Origin of the sequence: Sulfobacillus thermosulfidooxidans (assembly GCF_001280565.1) — a bacterium.
Lineage (GTDB): Bacteria > Bacillota > Sulfobacillia > Sulfobacillales > Sulfobacillaceae > Sulfobacillus > Sulfobacillus thermosulfidooxidans_A.
On sequence record NZ_LGRO01000001.1, the window covers coordinates 1,748,878 to 1,767,630 of the forward strand.

Genomic DNA, 18,753 nt, shown 5'->3' on the forward strand with positions numbered 1-18,753 from the left:
AAAATGAACTGTGCATAAAAGAATCCTTTCCAAAGTGTGGCCGATTTATGCTGTTACTGGTTAAGTTCTATCCAGAAGTAAAGAACAGCATCTTAGCCATGCCGGCGATGTCTCAAACTCTTTCGAAGGATTACCGCGGATCACGAGCCAACGTTGCGAGACGTATTGTCTATGAAACGGTGTGTTCTTTCATCAAACCGTTATACTAAAAGCAATAAGAAGGTCTCTTTGAGGGTCTAGTCAGAAAAAGGAGTGCAGGAGCATGGATAAGGAACCGTTACGGTATCAATTAACCCCCTTGCAATTTGAGGTCACTCAACATGCCGCGACTGAGCCCCCATTTCACAATGCTTATTGGGACAATCATGACGAGGGGATTTATGTCGACATCATTTCAGGAGTTCCGCTATTCTCATCTCGTGACAAATATGATAGTGGATGTGGCTGGCCCAGTTTTACTCGCCCTCTTAATCCGCAAGAAATTGAAGAAAAGCCAGACTTCAGCCATGGCATGATTCGTACCGAGGTGCGCAGTCATACGGCTGATTCGCATTTAGGACACGTTTTTAACGATGGGCCACCTGATAAGGGCGGATTACGCTACTGCATCAATTCAGCCGCTCTGCGGTTTATTCCCAAGGATGATATGGAAAAAGAAGGATACGGAGATTACCTTTATCTATTTGACGACTCGAATCCTGACTAATGGCATAAAAGACAACACCAACAATATGGCACCATACTTCGGACCATCTGATTTCGAAATTTTGACCGTACCAAATAATAGGGCAATGAGGTGAGCTAATGCCTCAAATCCTCATTGCCCTTTCCGTTATCGAGATTATGAATGTTTACCGGTTTACGCATTCTTGACGGAATGCAGTGATTTGGCCACCCTTTCCGTGAGCGGACGGGCCACCTTTTCTAACGGTTGCCGCTCGGCCTGAACCCCTAGCCACAACGCGACAACGCCCCCAAGGGCCATTAATGATGTTCCCACAAGATATCCGGTAAACACATTGCCGACGGATTTGGTTTGAATGAGAGCTCCAAAAATTGGCGGGGCAACGACACCGCCCACCAGGGTTCCGATTGCATAAACGAAAGCAATGGCCATGGCCCGGCTTTCAATAGGAAAGACTTCACTAGCGGTTAAATAGGCTGAGCTCGCTCCTGCCGAAGCAAAGAAGAAAATAACCGACCAGGCGATGGTGATGGTCGTCGCCGTTAACACGTGGTGCAAAAACAATTCGGCCGATATAAATAGTAAGAATCCCGAGAGTAAATAGGTTCCGGCAATCATTGGCTTGCGGCCTATTCGGTCGAACAACGGGCCAAGGAGCCACGGTCCCAAAAGATTACCAATGGCAAAAGGAAAAATGTAGTAACCGACATCTGCCGCGTGGACCCCAAAAAACGTAGTTAAAACTAACGATTCCGTAAAGAATATCGCGTTGTACAAAAATGCTTGCGTAATCATTAACGACAAGCTAAGAACTGTACGGCGCGGATACTGCCGAAAGAGGGTGCGCGCTACCATTCGGAGCGACGTGGTCTCTTTCGGATCAATATCGATAGTCCATTGCGGTTTTTCCAGAGTTTTACCGGTCGACGACACCACGACCCGCTCAATTTGATTCATGACGCGTTCCGCTTCTTGTCCGCGTCCATGAGTTAAAAGCCACCGGGGACTTTCGGGAACCATCTTTCGTACTAACAACACGGCCACCGCTAAAATTGCGCCAAGCAAAAAGGTTAGTCGCCATCCCCAATACGGATTGACAACGTGGGGATTGAGCAAAATAATACTTTCCACGCTTCCTATCATTGTGCCAATCCACCAACTCGAGTTAATGGCTAAATCCGTCCATCCACGTCTGTAAGCTGGAATCAGTTCATCAATGGCCGAATTAATCGCTGCATATTCTCCACCAATTCCTACGCCGGTTAAAAACCGGAAAATACCAAAACTTAGGAAATTCCATGAGAATCCGCTTAATACCGTAAAAAGTGCGTACCAGATTAAAGTCCACAGGAATAACCGTTTTCGTCCCCACTTATCCGTTAAGTATCCCAGAACCAAGGCACCACTGACACCGCCTGCTAAGTATAATCCAGCTTCCAAACCCACCTGGCCGGCTGTCAGGTCTAGTCCCACCCTTTCTTGCAAGACCGAGCCAATCGAACCGACAATCGTTACCTCCAGGCCATCAAGAATCCACGTAATGCCTAACGAAATAATAATCAGCCAATGCCACCGACTCCATGGCAAACGATCTAATCGGGCCGGAATATCCGTACGATAAACAGCGTTTTCATCATTTGTCATCGTCGTCATCCACCTTTCTGCGCAGACTGTATTGCACCCAGTGTAATTCGGGGCGCAATCCATGCCTGATGATGTGCATACACGGTGTCTGTCGAGAAGCACCTAATCTTCGGACGGAAGCATCATAGGCGTTTTCATCCATCATAGGAATACGATTAAGAGCCATACCACCACGCATCCGTGTCGTTGTGTCCAAAGCATGTCAATATGGTCTTCTCGTAAAACGTGATGATATAGAGGATAATCCTTAAATTAATACTATATATAGTATAGCAAAAGTGACGGCTTCCAGCCACCATGCCGTTCCACGCCAAAGCAAATGGTTCCATTAATCCACTGTGGAAATAGAGATCAGCAAAATATGACACAAAGAACGATTCGCGAGGTTCATCGTGCACAAGGAGCCTGACCCAAAGCGATGTTATTCCTTTTCTATAGCGGTCATGAGGCTTTCAAGGAAATGCGAAATCTCGGATGAATGGCGGAGATGGATAATCTTGCTCCCCCGTAAGTGAGCTTGCTGCAATTGGCTGAGAATTCGGGGACGCTGATCACGGGGAAATCGCCAGATATAGCGCAAAAATTCGCCGTCAAGTCGCTCTTCACAGCCCTCAGCCATGTCACCTCGGGTATCACCGTAGTGCTGTTGTATGCGTTTCATCGCACGCCATAAGCAAATGTAGCGAGAAACATCGAGAAAGATCACGGTGTCAGCTTGCCGAAGTCGGATATCAAGTGTTTTCCCATACGTTCCATCGATGATCCATTCCGCCTGCTTGACTAAGTCTTCTTGGATGCGGATCCATTCAGAAAGAGGCGTCTCAATCCATCCCGGCTTAAAATATAAGCGGTCTAAATGGATAACGGGAAGTCCAGTGATAACGCCTAAACGCCGGGCCAAGGTGGATTTGCCCGCACCAGGCGATCCAATCACGAGAACCTTTTTCATAATGCGGGAGACTCCTTATGATATTTTGCGATGAGCCGGGGACTAGGTCTCACCTACTTGTTCTTGTCCAACCCAGGTAAAACCCACTCCTTTTTGGTCAATTAAATCACAAATGTCTCCGTTGTGGGCTGATTGTCCGTAAATCGCTTGAGGAGAAAAGGTTTCAGATCCACGAAAGGCTCTTCCCCCGTAATCAACTCGGCAATAACCCGGCCTGCCGCGGGAGAATGCATAAAACCATGGCCGCTAAAGCCATTAGCACAATAAAAGCCTGAGATGCCCTCTACCTCACCGATAATTGCCGTGTCATCCGGGGACACTTCATATAATCCGGCCCAACCGCGCAAAATGGAGGCATCCGCCAAAATGGGAACCCAGTGCAACAGGGTTTCAATCAGTTTTTCCAAGGCCTGATGATCGGTTTCGGTATGATAACTACTCGGTTCATCGGGGTCGGACATGCCCAATAAGATGCTGTCGCCATCGCGACGAAGATAAGAGGTAGTCTCCAAGTCCAAGGTCATGGGCATATTTTGGGGAAGTTTCATAAAGGGCGTAGTGACATAAATATTGCGGCGGTAAGGATGCACAGGGATCTCCACGCCAACCATGTGACCTACCGATCTGGCGTAAGGTCCTGCGGCATTAACCACCACCCGTCCACTAATCATCCCCTTGCTAGTTTTTACCCCGGCGATTTGATCATGGTGCACGAGAATCCCGGTCACTTGTTCGCCGAGCCGAATCGTGACGCCGAGGTCCATAGCCCGTTTGGCAAACCCGTAAAGGACCGCTCCCGGATCAGCAACACCATCATCTGGACAAAACGTTGCCCCTACGAGGTCTGGTATTTGCACATACGGAAACCGGTAAGACACCTCTTGAGGCGACAAGCACGTTACAGGGACACCCAAAGACTGCTGCATGAAGGATAAATTTTGCATCACGTTCCACTTGCCGGGGTCTCGGGTCAAAAACAGATAACCGCATGGATTGAACGAGGCAGAAATGCCGAACAGTTCTTCAAAATGGCGAAACATTTCGAGGCCATACTGAGAAAATTTGACGGCGCTCGGGTGAGAAAATTCAAGACGTATCCCACCGGCACTGCGCCCTGACGAGCCGTGGCCCCATAGAGACTCTTTCTCAATTACTACCACATTGGAAATTCCTTTGCTGGCCAAATGATACGCAATGGATAAGCCAATAAGTCCAGCCCCGATAATAATCACTTCCGCGTTATCCGCCATCTACTCTCTCCTTCTCTTTGGCATTAGGCGTTTATTCTATCAACTCGACTAAGCATTCCGCACAGGCCAAATCAAAAACAGCTGAGCCGACACTTTTCATGACCGTAATACCCTGTTCGGGCCCATAATGGGGTGCACTGGCCAAAGGACGTATTTTGGTCAAATCCACAAGGCCCTCCCCAGCAGGAATCAGAAAGTCACCGGCTTCTCTGAGACAAGCCGGAAGAAAGTCAGCATACAAGGTAGCCTGAGCCACAATATCACTGGAAAGTTCTCGGGTGTTAGGCAAGTAAGCTCCCATGGCGTTAATGAGCACTGGCTGTTTAATCATGCGTACGTCCAATAAGGGAGTTGGCGAGGATGTTACCGTCGTGATAACATCTGCATCGGCTAACGCCTCTTCGATTGCCCTGTGGACGGTAACGGACAAGTGCGAAAACCGGGGAAGGGAACACAACCTTTCTTGAAGAGCATATGCCGCTTCAGGTGTCCGGTTCCACAAGCGAATTGTCTGAACACCAGGCAAACAAGAAAGCGCTTTGGCGTGATAATAGGCCTCAAATCCTGCGCCAATGATACATTGACAGGAATGAGATACACTTAGCCACTGTGTCGCTAGTGCTGCGATCGCGGCGGTGCGTAGTCCCGTAAAGGCCGCTCCATCAGCCACGGCAATGACTTCCCCATCATCACGGTAAATACTGACGGTTCCGTTCAAAACTGGCTTACCCTTTCCTCTGGACTTATTGTCTGGCCGCTCATACAGAACCTTAACCACAGAAAGACTCAAATCCTGCCAGCTCGCTGCCATTAAAATGAGATGGCCCTTGTCATCCGATTGGACAACGCGCACGGGTTCTCCGGCTAATGGCGCAGTAAGTCGCATTGCCACATGCCGCCGCAAGATCTCGTCATCAAGCAGGGCTTCCAGATCCTTAGCTCCAAGCCACATGAGTTTTCCTCCATCTTTTCCCGTTTTACCGGGTCAAACCCCTAGCCAGGGTGTTTTCTCTCCGATCTCACACTAACGAATTCTGTCCTTTGTCGATAGGGCCACTATAACAAAGGACATGGCAAGAATCACAATGTCCATATTCCACTCTTTATCGGTTATGGCCCCATTTACTAAGCAGCGGGAAAATCTGTAGTTATGCCCATTAGGTGATTTAATCAAGCAATTTGGCCATCATATACTCATCCACAAATTGTCCATCAGCATAACGAATGGCATGACGGCGTAATCCTTCAACCACAAAGCCCATTTTGTGATATAACCCTAGAGCCCGGCGGTTTGACACCATGACTTCTAATTCTAATCGGTGAATCCCGCGCTCTTTGGCCCATGCTTCAACTTTTTGAAATAGTTGAGTCCCTATGCCCTGTCCCCAATAGGCCTGACGAATGCCAATGACAATCAAGGCAGAATGCGCCAGGCGACGTGGAGTATGACCCCTAGCACGTAAAAATCCGACCAATGCGCCATCGGTATTCTCGACAACCCAAAAGACATTTTGCGGTTGATCAATGAAGGGTAAAATACGTTTTTCCCATTCGACCACGCTATCTGAAAGTTCACCAGGCTCCATTAACATATACCGTGTCTCTTGGTCCAACGCGTTTTGCAAATCCATGAATTTTCCGGCATCCTTCTTGTCAATCAGCCGAATTGTCCACACAGCCTGTCCTCCCTACGGTGCATATCTGTTCATCATACATGTAAAAATCCTTATCTCTAAATAATGATGTAGATGCATGTGAGAAAGTGGCGGTTTTACGTAGCCAGATATCTTCTTGTTTTTATCCGTCACGTCACGACATCTTAACGAGGGATCTTGTGACATCTTGTTTTATTGATATTTATGAGGACTCCCTAGTCGAAAGACTTCCTAGATACCTACGGGATGCACGAGAAAGATTCCCATCCGCACTCCTAGGAATCACCTAAGGAATTTGAATCCGGGTGAGACAAGGACAATTCAGGGCTCAAATAGTTATACCATTTGTCGGCCCATCTCTGAACTTGATCCATCACGGGTTCTAGTTCTCGTCCTTTATCGGTTAGTTCATATTCCACTCGCACCGGAGTTTCTGGATAGACGATACGCTTTACGATACCTTCCGCCTCGAGGGCTTTGAGCCGCTCGGCTAACATCCGGTCGCTTAAATGAGGAATCATTTGGGTAATGTCTGAAAAGCGGTGTTGTCCTGAAAGAAGAGCACGGATAATCAAGCCTGTCCATCTTTGCCCCAACAAGGCGAAAGCCGCTTCAAATTTGGGGCATATTTTCAAATCATCCATCTTAATCCCTTCTTTCTGTTACTTATTTTACCATAGCTGTTGACAATGAATAAGCGGCTTACTATTATTACGTATGTAAAGATAATTATTTTAAGTTAGTTAATTACATTAAGGATGTGATGAGATGAATTCCGCGTTAGCTTTCGTGCGGATTGTTATTGGTTTGACCTACGCGGGTCATGGCAGTCAAAAACTATTTGGCTGGTTCGGCGGTTACGGCTTAACCGGAACTGGCCAGTGGATGGAATCGATCGGACTCAAACCGGGAAAGCTGATGGCCCTTTTAGCTGGACTCTCTGAACTCATTGGGGGACTCTTATTTGCAGCGGGAACTCTATGGCCTATTGCCGCGATTTTGTTAATTGTCACCATGGTCGTTGCGATCATCACGGTACATAGGAAAAACGGATACTGGGTTACCCAAAATGGTTTTGAATATCCATTCATTCTCATTGTCGTCATCCTCGCTATGACCATCATTGGTCCGGGTTCTTACGCAATTCACCTCTTCTCATAAGATTTTGACTGCATAGGACGCCGGGCGGTATGCCACCACAAATCGGCCCGGTGTCTATTTGTGGTAAAATATTTCTTAAAGACATATTTTTCTATATGTCGGAGCGGAGGGGATCGTGGTGAATCCTGAAAGTCGTGGTCTCCGAAAGGTTATTGTGTGGTTATTCGGTGCCGTGATTATTGCTATTTTAGCGCTGCAAAATCAACATCCTGTCTCATTACATGTCTTTTTTTGGCAGCTTCCACACATTTCATTAGCCTTGGTTGTATTGTTGAGTTTATTACTTGGCGCCAGCATTGGGGCCGGCGGCATGTTATGGGACCGTTACAAATCTCAAAATCGAATGAAACATGTTGCTCCTACTCCTCCCGAGGACGACCCGTCCTCTATGTTGTCTTCTTCTCCAATAGACGGTATGCCTGATGATTCTCCAGTTTCCCCACCAGATACCACTTCACAATAAGATAAGGAACTATTACCAAATTGCCTTGAACATAGGCAGGCTTATCAAACCCGCGGATTAAGAAACTCCAGCAATGACGTTTTGGCGCTTGGAACAGACTTAGAACAGTCATGGCATCTTTCTCGTGAAAATTCGTGAAGCCTAAATGTCCAAAACGCATCCGCACTGCAGCTATCTCAACCAGATGGCAACGCCTATCTATCGGGAGCGCTTGGGGTATTTGGCACACGGTGACGGTGCGGGACAGTGAAGATCCTCAACCAGATGCATGGAGTCCTTCGCTCCCGGACACTGTTCGTCGTCTCACGAAACACCTATCCCCTTAACAGTCCCTTGAGCGGATTGTTAAGGCGTATTGGCGGCCAAATGCGGCCGATGTTGCTGATGGGTTAAGGGTGGCACTCTGGAGAACAGCTCCCATGATTCATGATTCAACGACAAAGCCATGGTGATTTCCCCAAAATCTCTGGTGTCCTCAGTTAGGAGAGATTCCAATTCCTGTGATCGCTACTTGCTTTGCCACGTTCTTTCGCCCGTAATCAGGCACGACTAGTTTAACGAGTTAGTCCAAACTCACCACAAAGTGCATGATACAATGTGGGGTGCTGTGGCACACTGGCATTAATCACGGATGCCAGCAATGGTCCACTATCATCCAGGTAAGGAGAGCGACATGGAGATGAAAATCAGGTGGATTGCCAGCATAATGGCGGCAAATCTTTTGGGTGTCATTGCAGGATGCGGAGTGCAGCCAAGTAACGTTTCCGCACCGTCCGTATTGTTCGCCAAACACCCCATTAACAATAATAAATTTCCAGGCGGAATTCCCCAAACCACCGTGCTAGCGCCTACACGACCGGCCACCGAAGTCTTGCCACAATCCATACATAGCTCTTTACCCGCTTTTATTGCAGACGGATTCTCTATTAATCTTCCAGACTTTTCTCCTAGTTATCCCGGACGATCTCAGCTCCCTCTGAAACAGTTAATTCCGGAGATTTTTGGGCCGTCTCTTCACCATGTGCCGTGGTATTATCAAGGAACAACTACCCGGAATAACCCGATGTTGCTGATGGTGGATACCGTGGACAATCTTGCTTATCCCAAGCGGTTTAATCTGGTATCCCGCGATGTCCTTAAGGGAGCCGGTACTATTTTTCAATCGTCGAACTTAAATACCATTGACCAGGAACTTCATGGCAGCATCGCCGACCAAAATCCGGGATTTCAAAATCTTTATATTCCCACCTTGTTTACCGAAACCATGGGTGTCAAAGGATTTCAGCAACGTGATCCGCATGCCATTCAGATTGTGAGTGTCGGCACCAATTTTTTGGCGCCCACGTATTCGGCTTCTGCCCACGGGCCGGTGAATTATACGGTATTTCACGCTTATGTCCCCGGACAAGGCGGTGCGCCCCAAGTTCAGCTTCCTAGAGGGTACACTCTCGAACAAGGGCCGGGAACGATTTTAGTGGGTCAACCCGTGTCAACCATTGTATTCCGTGATGGTTCTCATTGGGCCGAAGGGTATATTCAATGGACGTTTATCGAAGCCTATACGAACAGAGGTTGGTATGTTGTTTATCTCGGATTGAATCCGGTACCGAATAATATGGGGCAAAGTCCGGTGCCCTCGTCAAATCCCAAACCTGCGCGTCTGTTATCCTAAATATTCCCAAACCCAAGGCCTTCTTAATTTCAGGTACCAGGCGCCTATCTGAGCCATCATTTATAGGCTTTTACCACCATCATCAGACTCAATAAGCATGTCGCATTGACAAATGTCGATACACCGATTTTGGTATTTATGCGGATTGAAAATCAAAGATAATTGCTTAACTGTGAGGTGGGTCATGCATATTTCTCAAGGCGACTTAACCGTTCGCCCTTTACACCCTGAGGATATTGACGCGCTTCAGCGCTGGCTCACGGACGAGCGTGTCTTAGCGTTTTATGAGGGACGGGATCATCCCTTTTCGCGAGACATGATTCGCGCCAAGTATTTCACCCAAAGCGCCCGTCATATTAACCGAGAGCTTATCCTTTGGCAAGAGCAGCCCATAGGATATATGCAAATTTATCCCTTATCTCGCGAAGAATTTGACGCCTATGGGTATTGTTATTCCCAAAAAATCTTGGGCATGGATCAATTTATTGGCGAAGTGGCGTATTGGAACCATGGCATCGGTACGTTTCTAATGCAGACGGTATGTAGCTGGCTGGAGACACATCACCAGCCTGATTGTCTTGTTGTCGATCCCCGGATCGACAATTTGCGCGCCATTCATGTTTATGAAAAATGCGGATTTCGTAAAGTCAAGCGACTCATAGGTCATGAACGGCACGAAGGGATTGACCACGACTGCTGGCTTATGGAACGAAAGCGTTACCATTCTCGTCTCCCGAGGAGCCACGTGATCCACGTCCGATAGCTATAACATGGTCCGTCGCCGACCGTTATCAACGCCCTGAGCCATTCCAGGACTTGCCTTCGGCCCTTTGGGTTCCGCCCGACATCCACACAGAGCCCTGGCGGGGTCGACCTCCTCCCCGTTTCGACGTCCATGACGCCGAGCGTTGCCATCGCATCCGCCAAACCTAAGGCGTTGCCCGGGCCACTCCGGCGAACTGACACGCGCGGGTGGGCGGGTATCCTCGCGGAATCCACTGGGAGGCTACTTCACATCGGTCAGAGAGGCCCGGGGGCTTTTTAGAAGATCCTGGTAAATGGCCATCGCCAAGTCTATCGCCTTAATCTGAATTCTTTTTCAGTGCTCCACGGCGGAAACGCCGTGACAGGAATAGGGCCAATGCGCCATAACTTCGAGGAACTCCCCATATGCCGATAGAACCAACTTACTTGAATAAACCACTGTGGGATCGTGGATTTGTCCAGTGCCAGACGGATTCCGGGTATGCGTCCGTGTCAGACGCCGCTCTGGGTCGTCCGATGCCGCACGGATTGAGAATGGAACACCGCATACGTGAATTATGCGCAATAATTCTTTGTTTGATACATCAAACAAAACAGCCCCGCCGTCCATCGGGCGAAGGAGCTGACTAATGATTCCCGCCGTCCATCGGGCGAAGGGAAAAACACTAATTCTAAGTAAAGTATACGTTGTTGATCAAGACCAGTCAACATAGCGCCTTGTGGACACGATATACTGATTTTAACTCAAAAAATTTGGAGGTTTTTATGGATTTAAGAATATTTTTTGATGAAAGTGGAAAAAACGATTCGAACGGACTCAATTTGATGGGAGCTTTGGCGATTCCTGGCGTCATATATTCGCATTCCCCGTTTGCGGATTTGTCCCAACGTCTTCAAAACCGCCAGATGTCCTTGCATTGGGCGGACTATTCGGGACATGAGCCGACCAAGAATCATTTTATTGAATTAATACGCGTGGTAGCTCCTTATGCAGACTTCATAACCGGAAATGTCATTGCCTATCAATCGCCGGGACGTCAAACAGCCCATTTCGCGAAATTCGTCGACCAGCTCATTTATGAAAAGACCTTATGACGCATACGCTCATGTGATGATTGAGGACGCAACAGAATATCGCACCTTACAGTTGCCGGAAATTTTATATAAACAATTAAATCTTCAGGCCTTATATCGAGGTGAGCACTTTACCGTACCTCAACAGCCAGAATTTCTTCCTAAGGGTAAAGAGATTGGTTTGGAACTCATCGACGCTTTGCTAGGAATAATCCGGTTTTTAATAAAAAATGCGGCAGCGTCATTAACCCCCTCGAAAACTCAAACAGCAAAAGGTAATCTGATCTTGCAACTATTACGGTGTAATAATCTGAGAAACATATTGCAACGCATCCGGTTTTTTCGTTGGGATAATATGCGCGAATTGAGGGAAGTCGATTTAACAGAATATATCGTCCGATTCCTCGCTCTAAACCAATCGGCTAATGTCGAACCATGTTAAACCCTCGGTTGCCTCGCAAAGAAAGTGGCATGGCGTGCAAAGCGAAACCACACTAAACACCATCCCGCTTTGCGCGCGACAAGGCGGGACAGCACAAAAGAGTCGGGATGTGGGAACCGTGACGACGGAGAAGATTTGGCATAGCCGATCCGGCAATGAAACTGCACAGACCAGAAGTCTTGCGGAACTTTTATCCGCCGTATATTCGGCAGCGGCCAATCGTCGGACAATGCCTGGTGTTGTGCTTCAGTCTAACGTTTATGACATCATCCTGACGCTTATAAGCCGGATACAACAGGATTGACAAGAATAGATGTCCTTTTTTATACGATTACTAATGATAGTACTCGTCCCGCCTACGCAAGCGATGGGCACCCGGTAGGCCATTTGCTGTGATCAAGGGCACTCTATATGGCATAAAGTGTAAAGCCCGCCGCCACCATTGATCAACAGGTAGCTCTCCTTAAAAGCCGGGGCCAAGATCTGTAATGATGATCACTCAGATGTTCCAGTGATTTAGTCCTAGTTCATAGTCCTCATGGCTGCGCGAGCCTCTATGAACCGTGAATTAACTGGGGACATTTTGTGACAGTGCTGGAAACGCTAGTCGACGCGTATCGAAATGTCGTTAACGTTCGGGAGCTGGGGTTTCCCTCGCATTGAGACCACCTTTTGCGGCAGCCTTGTCGGCGCCATTCCTAACCGGCGACGGGTTGGGCTTCGGCTTGCACGATTCTATAACTAACATTTACTTCACATTGCGAATCCTGCTCTACCGAACCGTATGGCTACTCTTCCGCACGTGATGGGTGAAAGAAGTGGAATTTATCCCGATGGTGGCGTGGCATCTGCGTGGTAATCGTGTCGTTGAAGCCCAACGCGGTTAAAATGGTCGCCACCGGCTAGGTGTGATCCGCCGGGACAAAAAGTTGACGGTCTGCGCTTCGAGGGAATTAAAGGTTCAAAATCACCACACTAATGGCACAGAAAATCTGCCCGCATTAACGAAGCAACTAACGTAACCATCCAAGGACAAGTCATGCAAAAAAAGCAAGTTGGCTCCCCTTAAACGAATATAGAGCAGGTACATAGACGAGCCACATGAAGAAAATTGTGCGACCCGCTGTACCATCACCCGTTCACTGTCGGTAACGGCCATCATCCCGTTCCCGACCTGTGAGACCAGCATAAAAAAACCCCTCACAGCCTGACAATCAGGGGAACCGGACCGTGAAGCCTCATCGGGTTCGCCCACAGGAGGAATTTTTATGAAGACAAGAATATATGCGAGCTCTCCTACTCCAACCTCACCGGCCTCTACCTGTCGGCTGGTCTTTTCGTTCCACTCATTCGATCTTCGCACTCTTCGCTCGACGGATTTCTCTGTTCTCCATCTCTCCCACTTCTTTCCCCACCTGAAAAAAAGACATGCGCCCTTTACCCTCTCATCTTTATTTTAAGCCCTTTTCGGCTTTTACCCTGTTATCGCGCTCTGTAGCGCTGCTCAAATCGATGAATTCGCCCGTTGGGCTTCGACCGCCACTCAATCATGATGCGGGACAGGTTTGTAATCGACGGTCCTATCACCTCGTGCTCTACCTCAGCAGCATTCATGATTTCTCCAGGAATGGCTATTTGGAGAGTGTGTTCGTTCCCAGCAACAACTAAATAGACATGGTAAGCTGTTTCGCCAGTCTGATTTCGCAGAGCAATGCTGAAATGGTTACTTGATGCTAACGTATGCCAGGCCCAAGGGATCTTAGCACCAGTCTGTTTCGTCGGCCATAATAGGCTAACAACCGCTATTAAAGGCAAAACGGCCCAAGCGCCCCAAATTGGCCACGAAGCATAACGCTGGCGAACGAAAAAAATCCATAGAGCGAAAGCGATGGTCACACCAATTATCGCCACGAACAGCGTGGTTCTGATAGTCACCAAGTCTCACTCCCTTCAATATATCTCCTACGTTTGGAGCATGATTTGTTGCCATTCTCACGGCATATGGGGCGAGTGTTTCACTTGCTAACGAAACGCCTCCGTCCGCAAGCTTCCATAATGCAAACTAGCCGGTTACCCTCTTCAGCGAAGGAAATGGATCCCAGTGTCTTGAGAACGGTAAACATTTGGTCCGGATCAGACTCCTTCACAACCAAAAATTGGAAACACGTCCCGACAGAGATGGAAACGGAAATGTTTAACGAACACGCGGCAGCTATGTGACTCATTTTGTGAAGAAATACTGATGTCCAAGTGACAATAAGAAAAATAACCATGGAAATCAATGCTGAGTGGATACACAGAAGAGTACCTAGCAAAATAGTATGGAAGTGTCACAAAGGTAATAAGTGACGAGACCACAAGAAAAGCCACTCCACTAAAGGATGGCCAACTAAATAGCCAGATCACATGATTTGGGCGCAACTTCTCACACTGACTATGTTGCACTGGCGGTCGGTCTAGGATGGGTGCATTTCTTAGGGTTTGAACGAAGAAATCTAGCGCATCGACCTCCATTCCCAGCCTTTTGCCGAGTAGATAATCAGCCTCAGCAATCGTGCGAAATCGGTCTAGCAATTTTATTAATGTGCCCCCAACTTCTGGAATATAGACAAACAATAACCCGTTACCAATGACGAAATCATCTTCACCGTCTTGAACCACCGTGACCCACGAAAAGTTAGGTTGCCATTGGTCTGTCATTGCGCCCTGCTCCATGTTATCGCACCCTATCAAGAACGTGACGGATAATGGTACGTCCTACATTGGTAATTACACGCGGATCCAGTTCGCTGAGATGGTCTTTAGATAATGTTTCGAGCTCGTGGAGAACGCTCTTGGCAGTGTTCGTATACCGTCCACAACCACGAAATAGTTGCGAGTACTGTGTGGAGACCGTAAACAACGCAGACATATAATTTGTAAGATCGGATTCTTGCGCAAGGTCATCATTTTTTAGTGCATAAGCCAACTCTTGCTTGATTGTTGCCAAGTCAGATTCGCGTCGCTGATAAAAGTAACGCGGAGAAGACAGAAGGGGATGTTCACTGTACAGTAGTTCTGGATCGGCGAAGGCGTCAGCCAAATCTTGTTCCAACGATTCCCACCATGTTATCTGTCGCTCCGCCAGATCCCGCCGACGAACTGGGGAATTTACCAAAGATCCACCAATCCATTTAAACAACGGTAGCTCCATGACAAGAGACAGGCACGAGGCATTAACGTAGTCGAAGCTGGCACCACCATTATCATAGAAGCTAATTGATCCTTCTAACTTAAGATTTCGGAGATAATCAATTTCCAAGCGTGCGTGCGGTAGCCCGAACACCCCTTCTGCAAAGGTTTCGACATAGGGTATGGGACTTCGCGTTTTGAGATCCAAACCGTAAGTGTGGAACACATCGCGGATTTTTGGAGCGAGTTGCGAACCGTGGGAAGAAATCAATGTATACGCACCTGGGAATATACCGTTGTGCAAAGACACCAGCAACTCAGGATTCACCATGTCAATCAATCGCCGGACCGCTTCTGTTTCGGGAAGCGGTTGATCGAAATGCACGCCCCCATAATTCAAGGGAAAGGTCCACTCGACCTGTTCTGAGGGAGCCGGACGATACCAATGGGCGATCATGCTTCCGATAGAAAGCGTTTCGGACCACCATGCTTGATTTCTCAAGGCTCCATCAACATCCCATACAGGAACAAGATACCAACAGGCGTGGTTGTTTGGCGATTGCCGAAGAGCAGCCTCTTCAACGATGGCCTCCATAATAAGTTCGGCGAGTGGCTCATTAGGGTGAGGGAAGCCCAAAAACAATGCATGGCGGGGCATGTGAACAATTTTGATTGCCTCAATAACATGCCCGGATCTGGATGTGCCAATAGGAAGAATATCCGCGTCAACATCTAAATCTTGTATCGCGTCATGAAGTCGGGTGATGAAATCATTAATCGAGAGAAGTTTCAACAGATATTCCCCCTCCGTTACATAGCGGGCAGTTTTGGCGACGTTCTCATTGCTCTATTCAAATGCTGTAATCAACAAGTCAAACATTAATCTGCGGCTTAAGCTTCTTACAGAAGTGAAAGCAGGCCGCGATTTTATCACTTCTGTACTTGAAAAGTCGCCCACTACTCGTTGATGTCTGCGAAACCTCGTTGCAGTTCTATATCTAATTCCACACATTTTCAGCAGATTGTGACATACGGCACGATCAAAGATCCCTTCAACGTGAGATACCGAGAGTAAACGGCGTAAAGACAGAGTATTGTGTCTGACAAAGATGCTGTTCATCTCAGAAACCCGCCAAAAATTCTGTCATCCTCCCCATCCTTACCGGGGGCATGAAATAATAGGACATAGTTGTGCGCAGACATCTTCTCTTAGGTCTGTGCTGCCTGTTTTTCCGCCAGCCATTCGTCTTTTAGAAGTGCATACACCACGTGATCGAGATAATGATCATATAGCCATTCCACTTGCCGCAAACAGCCTTCTTGACGAAATCCCAAACGCTCAGCAATGGCGCGGCTTTTTCGGTTGTCGACGGCGATGTGAATTTCCACACGGTTTAACTCATACTCCCCGAACAGGATATCAATAAGAGCGCTACAGGCTTGGGTCATAATTCCGCGGCCTTGGAATTTTTCACCGAGCCAATATCCTAAGCTTGTTGTCCGATCCGTCCAATTTATGAAATGGATGCCGAGGATACCCGCGAAGTGTCCTTGAAACCAAATGCCAATTTCCGCTCCGTTATTATGCGCATAACGGCTGAGTCCCGACTCAATAAAATGGATAATATCTTGAACCGAGTGGACATTGTCCAAAAACGGTAACCACTGTCTTAAATAACTTTCGGATTCTCGTACAAGGCTGTAGACACGCTCCGCATCGCGCACCTCCAACAACCGTAAGGACACATTCTCATTAATAGAATAAGAAAACATGGCACACCTCCGAGTTATTTAATCAAATCCATCAGCTATCACCAGGTTTTTTTCAGGACGTTTTACACTGATTCCCTGCGTCTTTGAATGTATTCGAGTGCCATCCGAATCGATGCATTCGGATCAAAATCATACCGGCTTAACATTTCATAAGTTAGAGGAAATTGCGGGGTCAAAATTGTGCCGATTTCAGGATTTTCCGGAAATCGCCAACTTTCTTTATAGGAAATCGTCCCATAACAACACGAATGAGGAAGCGCAAAATGCAGTACGTCAATAAAACAGTTGCCAGCTTGTGCAGGAGCCGTACCAAAATGTTTCGCACCATGGCTCCATAACATCGCCGCCACATCAAAGCCGGCGCTATAAGTATTCGCGCCGGTTACCATAAGAACCTTGGGGCTCCAACGCGTCTTCTTTGTTGTTTGACGATGAACCCACTTGGCTAAAGTCGGGATACTTTCGATCCATTGCTCCCATTGCTTCTCCGCCTCTGCCTGTTTCCGACTGGCGGAGCAAAGAGGCGTACGCCGCCTTTTTTGCCATTCCCTTTGATCACGAAAATCATACCCGCCCAATTTTAGTGAGGCACCATCCGGCAAAACTCGATAATTTTTAAGGTATAATGGCGAATACCGGGGAATTTGATAACCGCCATCATTCTCCAAAACGGCATCGAGTCCATATAATCCATAGAGCAAGATGGTTTCAAATAGAGAATTTCCCCCGATCGCCCCGCGTAAATCCACGATTAACCAGGTTGTGTGATTTGTCAGAGCGGCTTGCCACAAGTTTTCCAGCGTCTCACAAGCCGAAGGAATGCGGGATAAAAGCTTTGGCAGTGCCTGGACCTGAAAAGGCTCATCAGGAAAATGCTTCGACCATGCGGCTTCAATGGGGCGCTGGAATCCCATGTGATTCCACTCCTCAAAAGCTTCCCGGTAATTCATTAATTCGCCGACACGAAGGCAGGCAATATCGTGATTCTCGTCTAAAAATCCCCAAGTAATGCTGCCCGTATCTAACGGCGGACAGTGAACCGTACTAGCGGGCACTATCACATCGTGGTCATACGCATCCCACGACCATTCGTAGATCTCGCTTTGCTGGTGATGAGGCCGCTTCAGTGCAAAGCGCATTGTGTTCATTTTCTGGTCATAATCCAAAAGCGCTGCCAATAATGAACGCGAAGCCATGTTCTGGGTCAACCTGCGAAGATTATCGATTACATTATCTGATCCCTGCAACTGTTGCTGGCGGTCACATAATTCTGACCACGACACGCCATCAATTCCCATGAGTTGTGCCCCTAACAACGGCAACAAGTCTCTTTGCCGAACCGACTGCACATACAACTGTTCCCCTACTATCCCAAACTCGGCTGGCCAACGCCCCGCGTCAGGCGGCTGTTCACACAAAATTCGCGTATGCCCATCGCGCAGTCGCGCCACAAAAGGGCTAAGCAGCCGCCAAAACTGCGTCGGCGAAGACGTCTCAGGCAATGAATCAAGAAGCCGGGTGGCCGCATCGTAAAAAGACACGGGACCGCCAAAGTGGCGAAAAGGATCGGGATGGCTCTCTACCAACAACTGCACTAACTCTTCCACATCTTCTGTCATCATGGACCGTGTTAATTGTTTCATAGTGTCCTCCCCTGTCGCCTTGACCTTCACATTTTCTTTTCGCTACCACACGTCTAAAGTCCTCTTAATGGGATAACTCACAGACAAAATCGTCTTAAAATCTTGAAAAGACAAAGATGTGGAAACAACTATACGCTTCTTAACCGAAAGTCAAGGAAAGAAGAAAGAAGAAGAAAGAACCAACAAAAGAGCGGAAGTTTTTGAATAATAAAACCCCACGACAAAATGCCAGCATTTGTGTCGCGGGGTTATCTTGCGAGGTCGTGTTCCGGCACTGTTCTCTTAAGTCGTAACCTGAAAAAGGGCAGTGCAGTTTATAACGACGCTCATTTTTTTAACCGAGAGAAATCATCCTGGCCCAAGGCCATTTCTCGACTTGGGTTCCTCATTATTTGTCAGGTGTACT

The 18,753-nt window shown here is 47.8% G+C and carries 18 protein-coding genes; 7 read left to right on the plus strand and 11 right to left on the minus strand.

Annotation, left to right across the window (positions count from 1 at the left end):
- Positions 1–262 precede the first annotated feature (262 nt).
- Positions 263–706 (plus strand): peptide-methionine (R)-S-oxide reductase MsrB, encoded by a 444-nt coding sequence (gene msrB / locus AOA63_RS08825; protein WP_053959347.1) that lies wholly within the window; start codon positions 263–265, stop codon positions 704–706.
- A 153-nt stretch (positions 707–859) separates the two neighbouring features.
- Here msrB and AOA63_RS08830 read toward each other — a convergent pair whose 3' ends face one another.
- The 6 genes from AOA63_RS08830 to AOA63_RS08855 form a co-directional block, all read right to left on the minus strand.
- Positions 860–2,329, minus strand: coding sequence for an MFS transporter (locus AOA63_RS08830; RefSeq protein WP_053959348.1), 1,470 nt, complete (start codon positions 2,327–2,329; stop codon positions 860–862).
- A gap of 421 nt (positions 2,330–2,750) precedes the next feature.
- Positions 2,751–3,278 carry a DNA topology modulation protein gene (locus tag AOA63_RS08835; protein ID WP_053959349.1) on the minus strand — a complete coding sequence of 176 codons (528 nt, stop codon included), beginning with the start codon at positions 3,276–3,278 and terminating at the stop codon, positions 2,751–2,753.
- Positions 3,279–3,379: 101 nt separating this feature from the next.
- A complete protein-coding gene (locus tag AOA63_RS08840) occupies positions 3,380–4,528 on the minus strand; it encodes an NAD(P)/FAD-dependent oxidoreductase (protein WP_053959350.1) in 1,149 nt (382 codons plus the stop codon).
- A 31-nt stretch (positions 4,529–4,559) separates the two neighbouring features.
- Positions 4,560–5,480, minus strand: a complete 921-nt coding sequence (locus AOA63_RS08845; protein WP_053959351.1) for an ornithine cyclodeaminase family protein — start codon at positions 5,478–5,480, stop codon at positions 4,560–4,562.
- A 214-nt stretch (positions 5,481–5,694) separates the two neighbouring features.
- Entirely contained in the window at positions 5,695–6,204 is a 510-nt protein-coding gene (locus AOA63_RS08850; protein ID WP_053959352.1) for a GNAT family N-acetyltransferase, read from the minus strand.
- A gap of 254 nt (positions 6,205–6,458) precedes the next feature.
- A complete protein-coding gene (locus AOA63_RS08855; protein ID WP_053959353.1) occupies positions 6,459–6,827 on the minus strand; it encodes a winged helix-turn-helix transcriptional regulator in 369 nt (122 codons plus the stop codon).
- Positions 6,828–6,951: 124 nt separating this feature from the next.
- Here AOA63_RS08855 and AOA63_RS08860 point away from each other — a divergent pair, with 124 nt between their 5' ends.
- The 6 genes from AOA63_RS08860 (at position 6,952) to AOA63_RS08885 (ending at position 11,760) form a co-directional block, all read left to right on the plus strand.
- A complete protein-coding gene (locus tag AOA63_RS08860; RefSeq protein ID WP_053959354.1) occupies positions 6,952–7,344 on the plus strand; it encodes a DoxX family protein in 393 nt (130 codons plus the stop codon).
- A 115-nt stretch (positions 7,345–7,459) separates the two neighbouring features.
- Positions 7,460–7,807, plus strand: a complete 348-nt coding sequence (locus AOA63_RS08865) for a lipopolysaccharide assembly protein LapA domain-containing protein (RefSeq protein WP_171822665.1) — start codon at positions 7,460–7,462, stop codon at positions 7,805–7,807.
- Between the two features lie 679 nt (positions 7,808–8,486).
- A complete protein-coding gene (locus AOA63_RS08870) occupies positions 8,487–9,479 on the plus strand; it encodes a hypothetical protein (RefSeq protein WP_139061536.1) in 993 nt (330 codons plus the stop codon).
- A gap of 184 nt (positions 9,480–9,663) precedes the next feature.
- Complete coding sequence (locus tag AOA63_RS08875) at positions 9,664–10,242, plus strand: GNAT family N-acetyltransferase (protein ID WP_053959357.1); 579 nt, start codon at positions 9,664–9,666, stop codon at positions 10,240–10,242.
- A gap of 767 nt (positions 10,243–11,009) precedes the next feature.
- Positions 11,010–11,339 (plus strand): hypothetical protein, encoded by a 330-nt coding sequence (locus tag AOA63_RS08880; RefSeq protein WP_053959358.1) that lies wholly within the window; start codon positions 11,010–11,012, stop codon positions 11,337–11,339.
- On the plus strand, positions 11,323–11,760 hold the full coding sequence (locus AOA63_RS08885; protein ID WP_139061537.1) for a hypothetical protein: 438 nt from the start codon (positions 11,323–11,325) through the stop codon (positions 11,758–11,760). Before AOA63_RS08880 ends, AOA63_RS08885 begins: the two co-directional genes overlap by 17 nt.
- A 1,482-nt stretch (positions 11,761–13,242) precedes the next feature.
- On the opposite strand, the gene AOA63_RS08895 is transcribed toward AOA63_RS08885, so the two are convergent.
- From AOA63_RS08895 to AOA63_RS08915, 5 genes are all read right to left on the minus strand, one after another.
- Positions 13,243–13,695: a hypothetical protein gene (locus AOA63_RS08895; protein WP_053959361.1), complete on the minus strand. Its 453-nt coding sequence runs from the start codon at positions 13,693–13,695 to the stop codon at positions 13,243–13,245.
- Positions 13,696–13,893: 198 nt separating this feature from the next.
- Positions 13,894–14,460 carry a hypothetical protein gene (locus AOA63_RS08900; protein ID WP_139061538.1) on the minus strand — a complete coding sequence of 189 codons (567 nt, stop codon included), beginning with the start codon at positions 14,458–14,460 and terminating at the stop codon, positions 13,894–13,896.
- A gap of 16 nt (positions 14,461–14,476) precedes the next feature.
- Positions 14,477–15,724 (minus strand): hypothetical protein, encoded by a 1,248-nt coding sequence (locus AOA63_RS08905; protein WP_053959363.1) that lies wholly within the window; start codon positions 15,722–15,724, stop codon positions 14,477–14,479.
- Positions 15,725–16,140: 416 nt separating this feature from the next.
- Entirely contained in the window at positions 16,141–16,704 is a 564-nt protein-coding gene (locus tag AOA63_RS08910; protein WP_053959364.1) for a GNAT family N-acetyltransferase, read from the minus strand.
- Between the two features lie 62 nt (positions 16,705–16,766).
- Positions 16,767–18,347, minus strand: coding sequence for a hypothetical protein (locus AOA63_RS08915; RefSeq protein ID WP_053959365.1), 1,581 nt, complete (start codon positions 18,345–18,347; stop codon positions 16,767–16,769).
- Positions 18,348–18,753 lie beyond the last annotated feature (406 nt).

Bases quoted from the DNA above. Each gene is read 5' to 3' on its own strand.
- msrB (WP_053959347.1), top strand. From the start codon at position 263: ATGGATAAGGAACCGTTACGGTATCAATTAACCCCCTTGCAATTTGAG.
- AOA63_RS08830 (WP_053959348.1), bottom strand. From the start codon at position 2,329: ATGACAAATGATGAAAACGCTGTTTATCGTACGGATATTCCGGCCCGA.
- AOA63_RS08835 (WP_053959349.1), bottom strand. From the start codon at position 3,278: ATGAAAAAGGTTCTCGTGATTGGATCGCCTGGTGCGGGCAAATCCACC.
- AOA63_RS08840 (WP_053959350.1), bottom strand. From the start codon at position 4,528: ATGGCGGATAACGCGGAAGTGATTATTATCGGGGCTGGACTTATTGGC.
- AOA63_RS08845 (WP_053959351.1), bottom strand. From the start codon at position 5,480: ATGTGGCTTGGAGCTAAGGATCTGGAAGCCCTGCTTGATGACGAGATC.
- AOA63_RS08855 (WP_053959353.1), bottom strand. From the start codon at position 6,827: ATGGATGATTTGAAAATATGCCCCAAATTTGAAGCGGCTTTCGCCTTG.
- AOA63_RS08860 (WP_053959354.1), top strand. From the start codon at position 6,952: ATGAATTCCGCGTTAGCTTTCGTGCGGATTGTTATTGGTTTGACCTAC.
- AOA63_RS08870 (WP_139061536.1), top strand. From the start codon at position 8,487: ATGAAAATCAGGTGGATTGCCAGCATAATGGCGGCAAATCTTTTGGGT.
- AOA63_RS08875 (WP_053959357.1), top strand. From the start codon at position 9,664: ATGCATATTTCTCAAGGCGACTTAACCGTTCGCCCTTTACACCCTGAG.
- AOA63_RS08880 (WP_053959358.1), top strand. From the start codon at position 11,010: ATGGATTTAAGAATATTTTTTGATGAAAGTGGAAAAAACGATTCGAAC.
- AOA63_RS08885 (WP_139061537.1), top strand. From the start codon at position 11,323: ATGAAAAGACCTTATGACGCATACGCTCATGTGATGATTGAGGACGCA.
- AOA63_RS08900 (WP_139061538.1), bottom strand. From the start codon at position 14,460: ATGACAGACCAATGGCAACCTAACTTTTCGTGGGTCACGGTGGTTCAA.
- AOA63_RS08910 (WP_053959364.1), bottom strand. From the start codon at position 16,704: ATGTTTTCTTATTCTATTAATGAGAATGTGTCCTTACGGTTGTTGGAG.
- AOA63_RS08915 (WP_053959365.1), bottom strand. From the start codon at position 18,347: ATGAAACAATTAACACGGTCCATGATGACAGAAGATGTGGAAGAGTTA.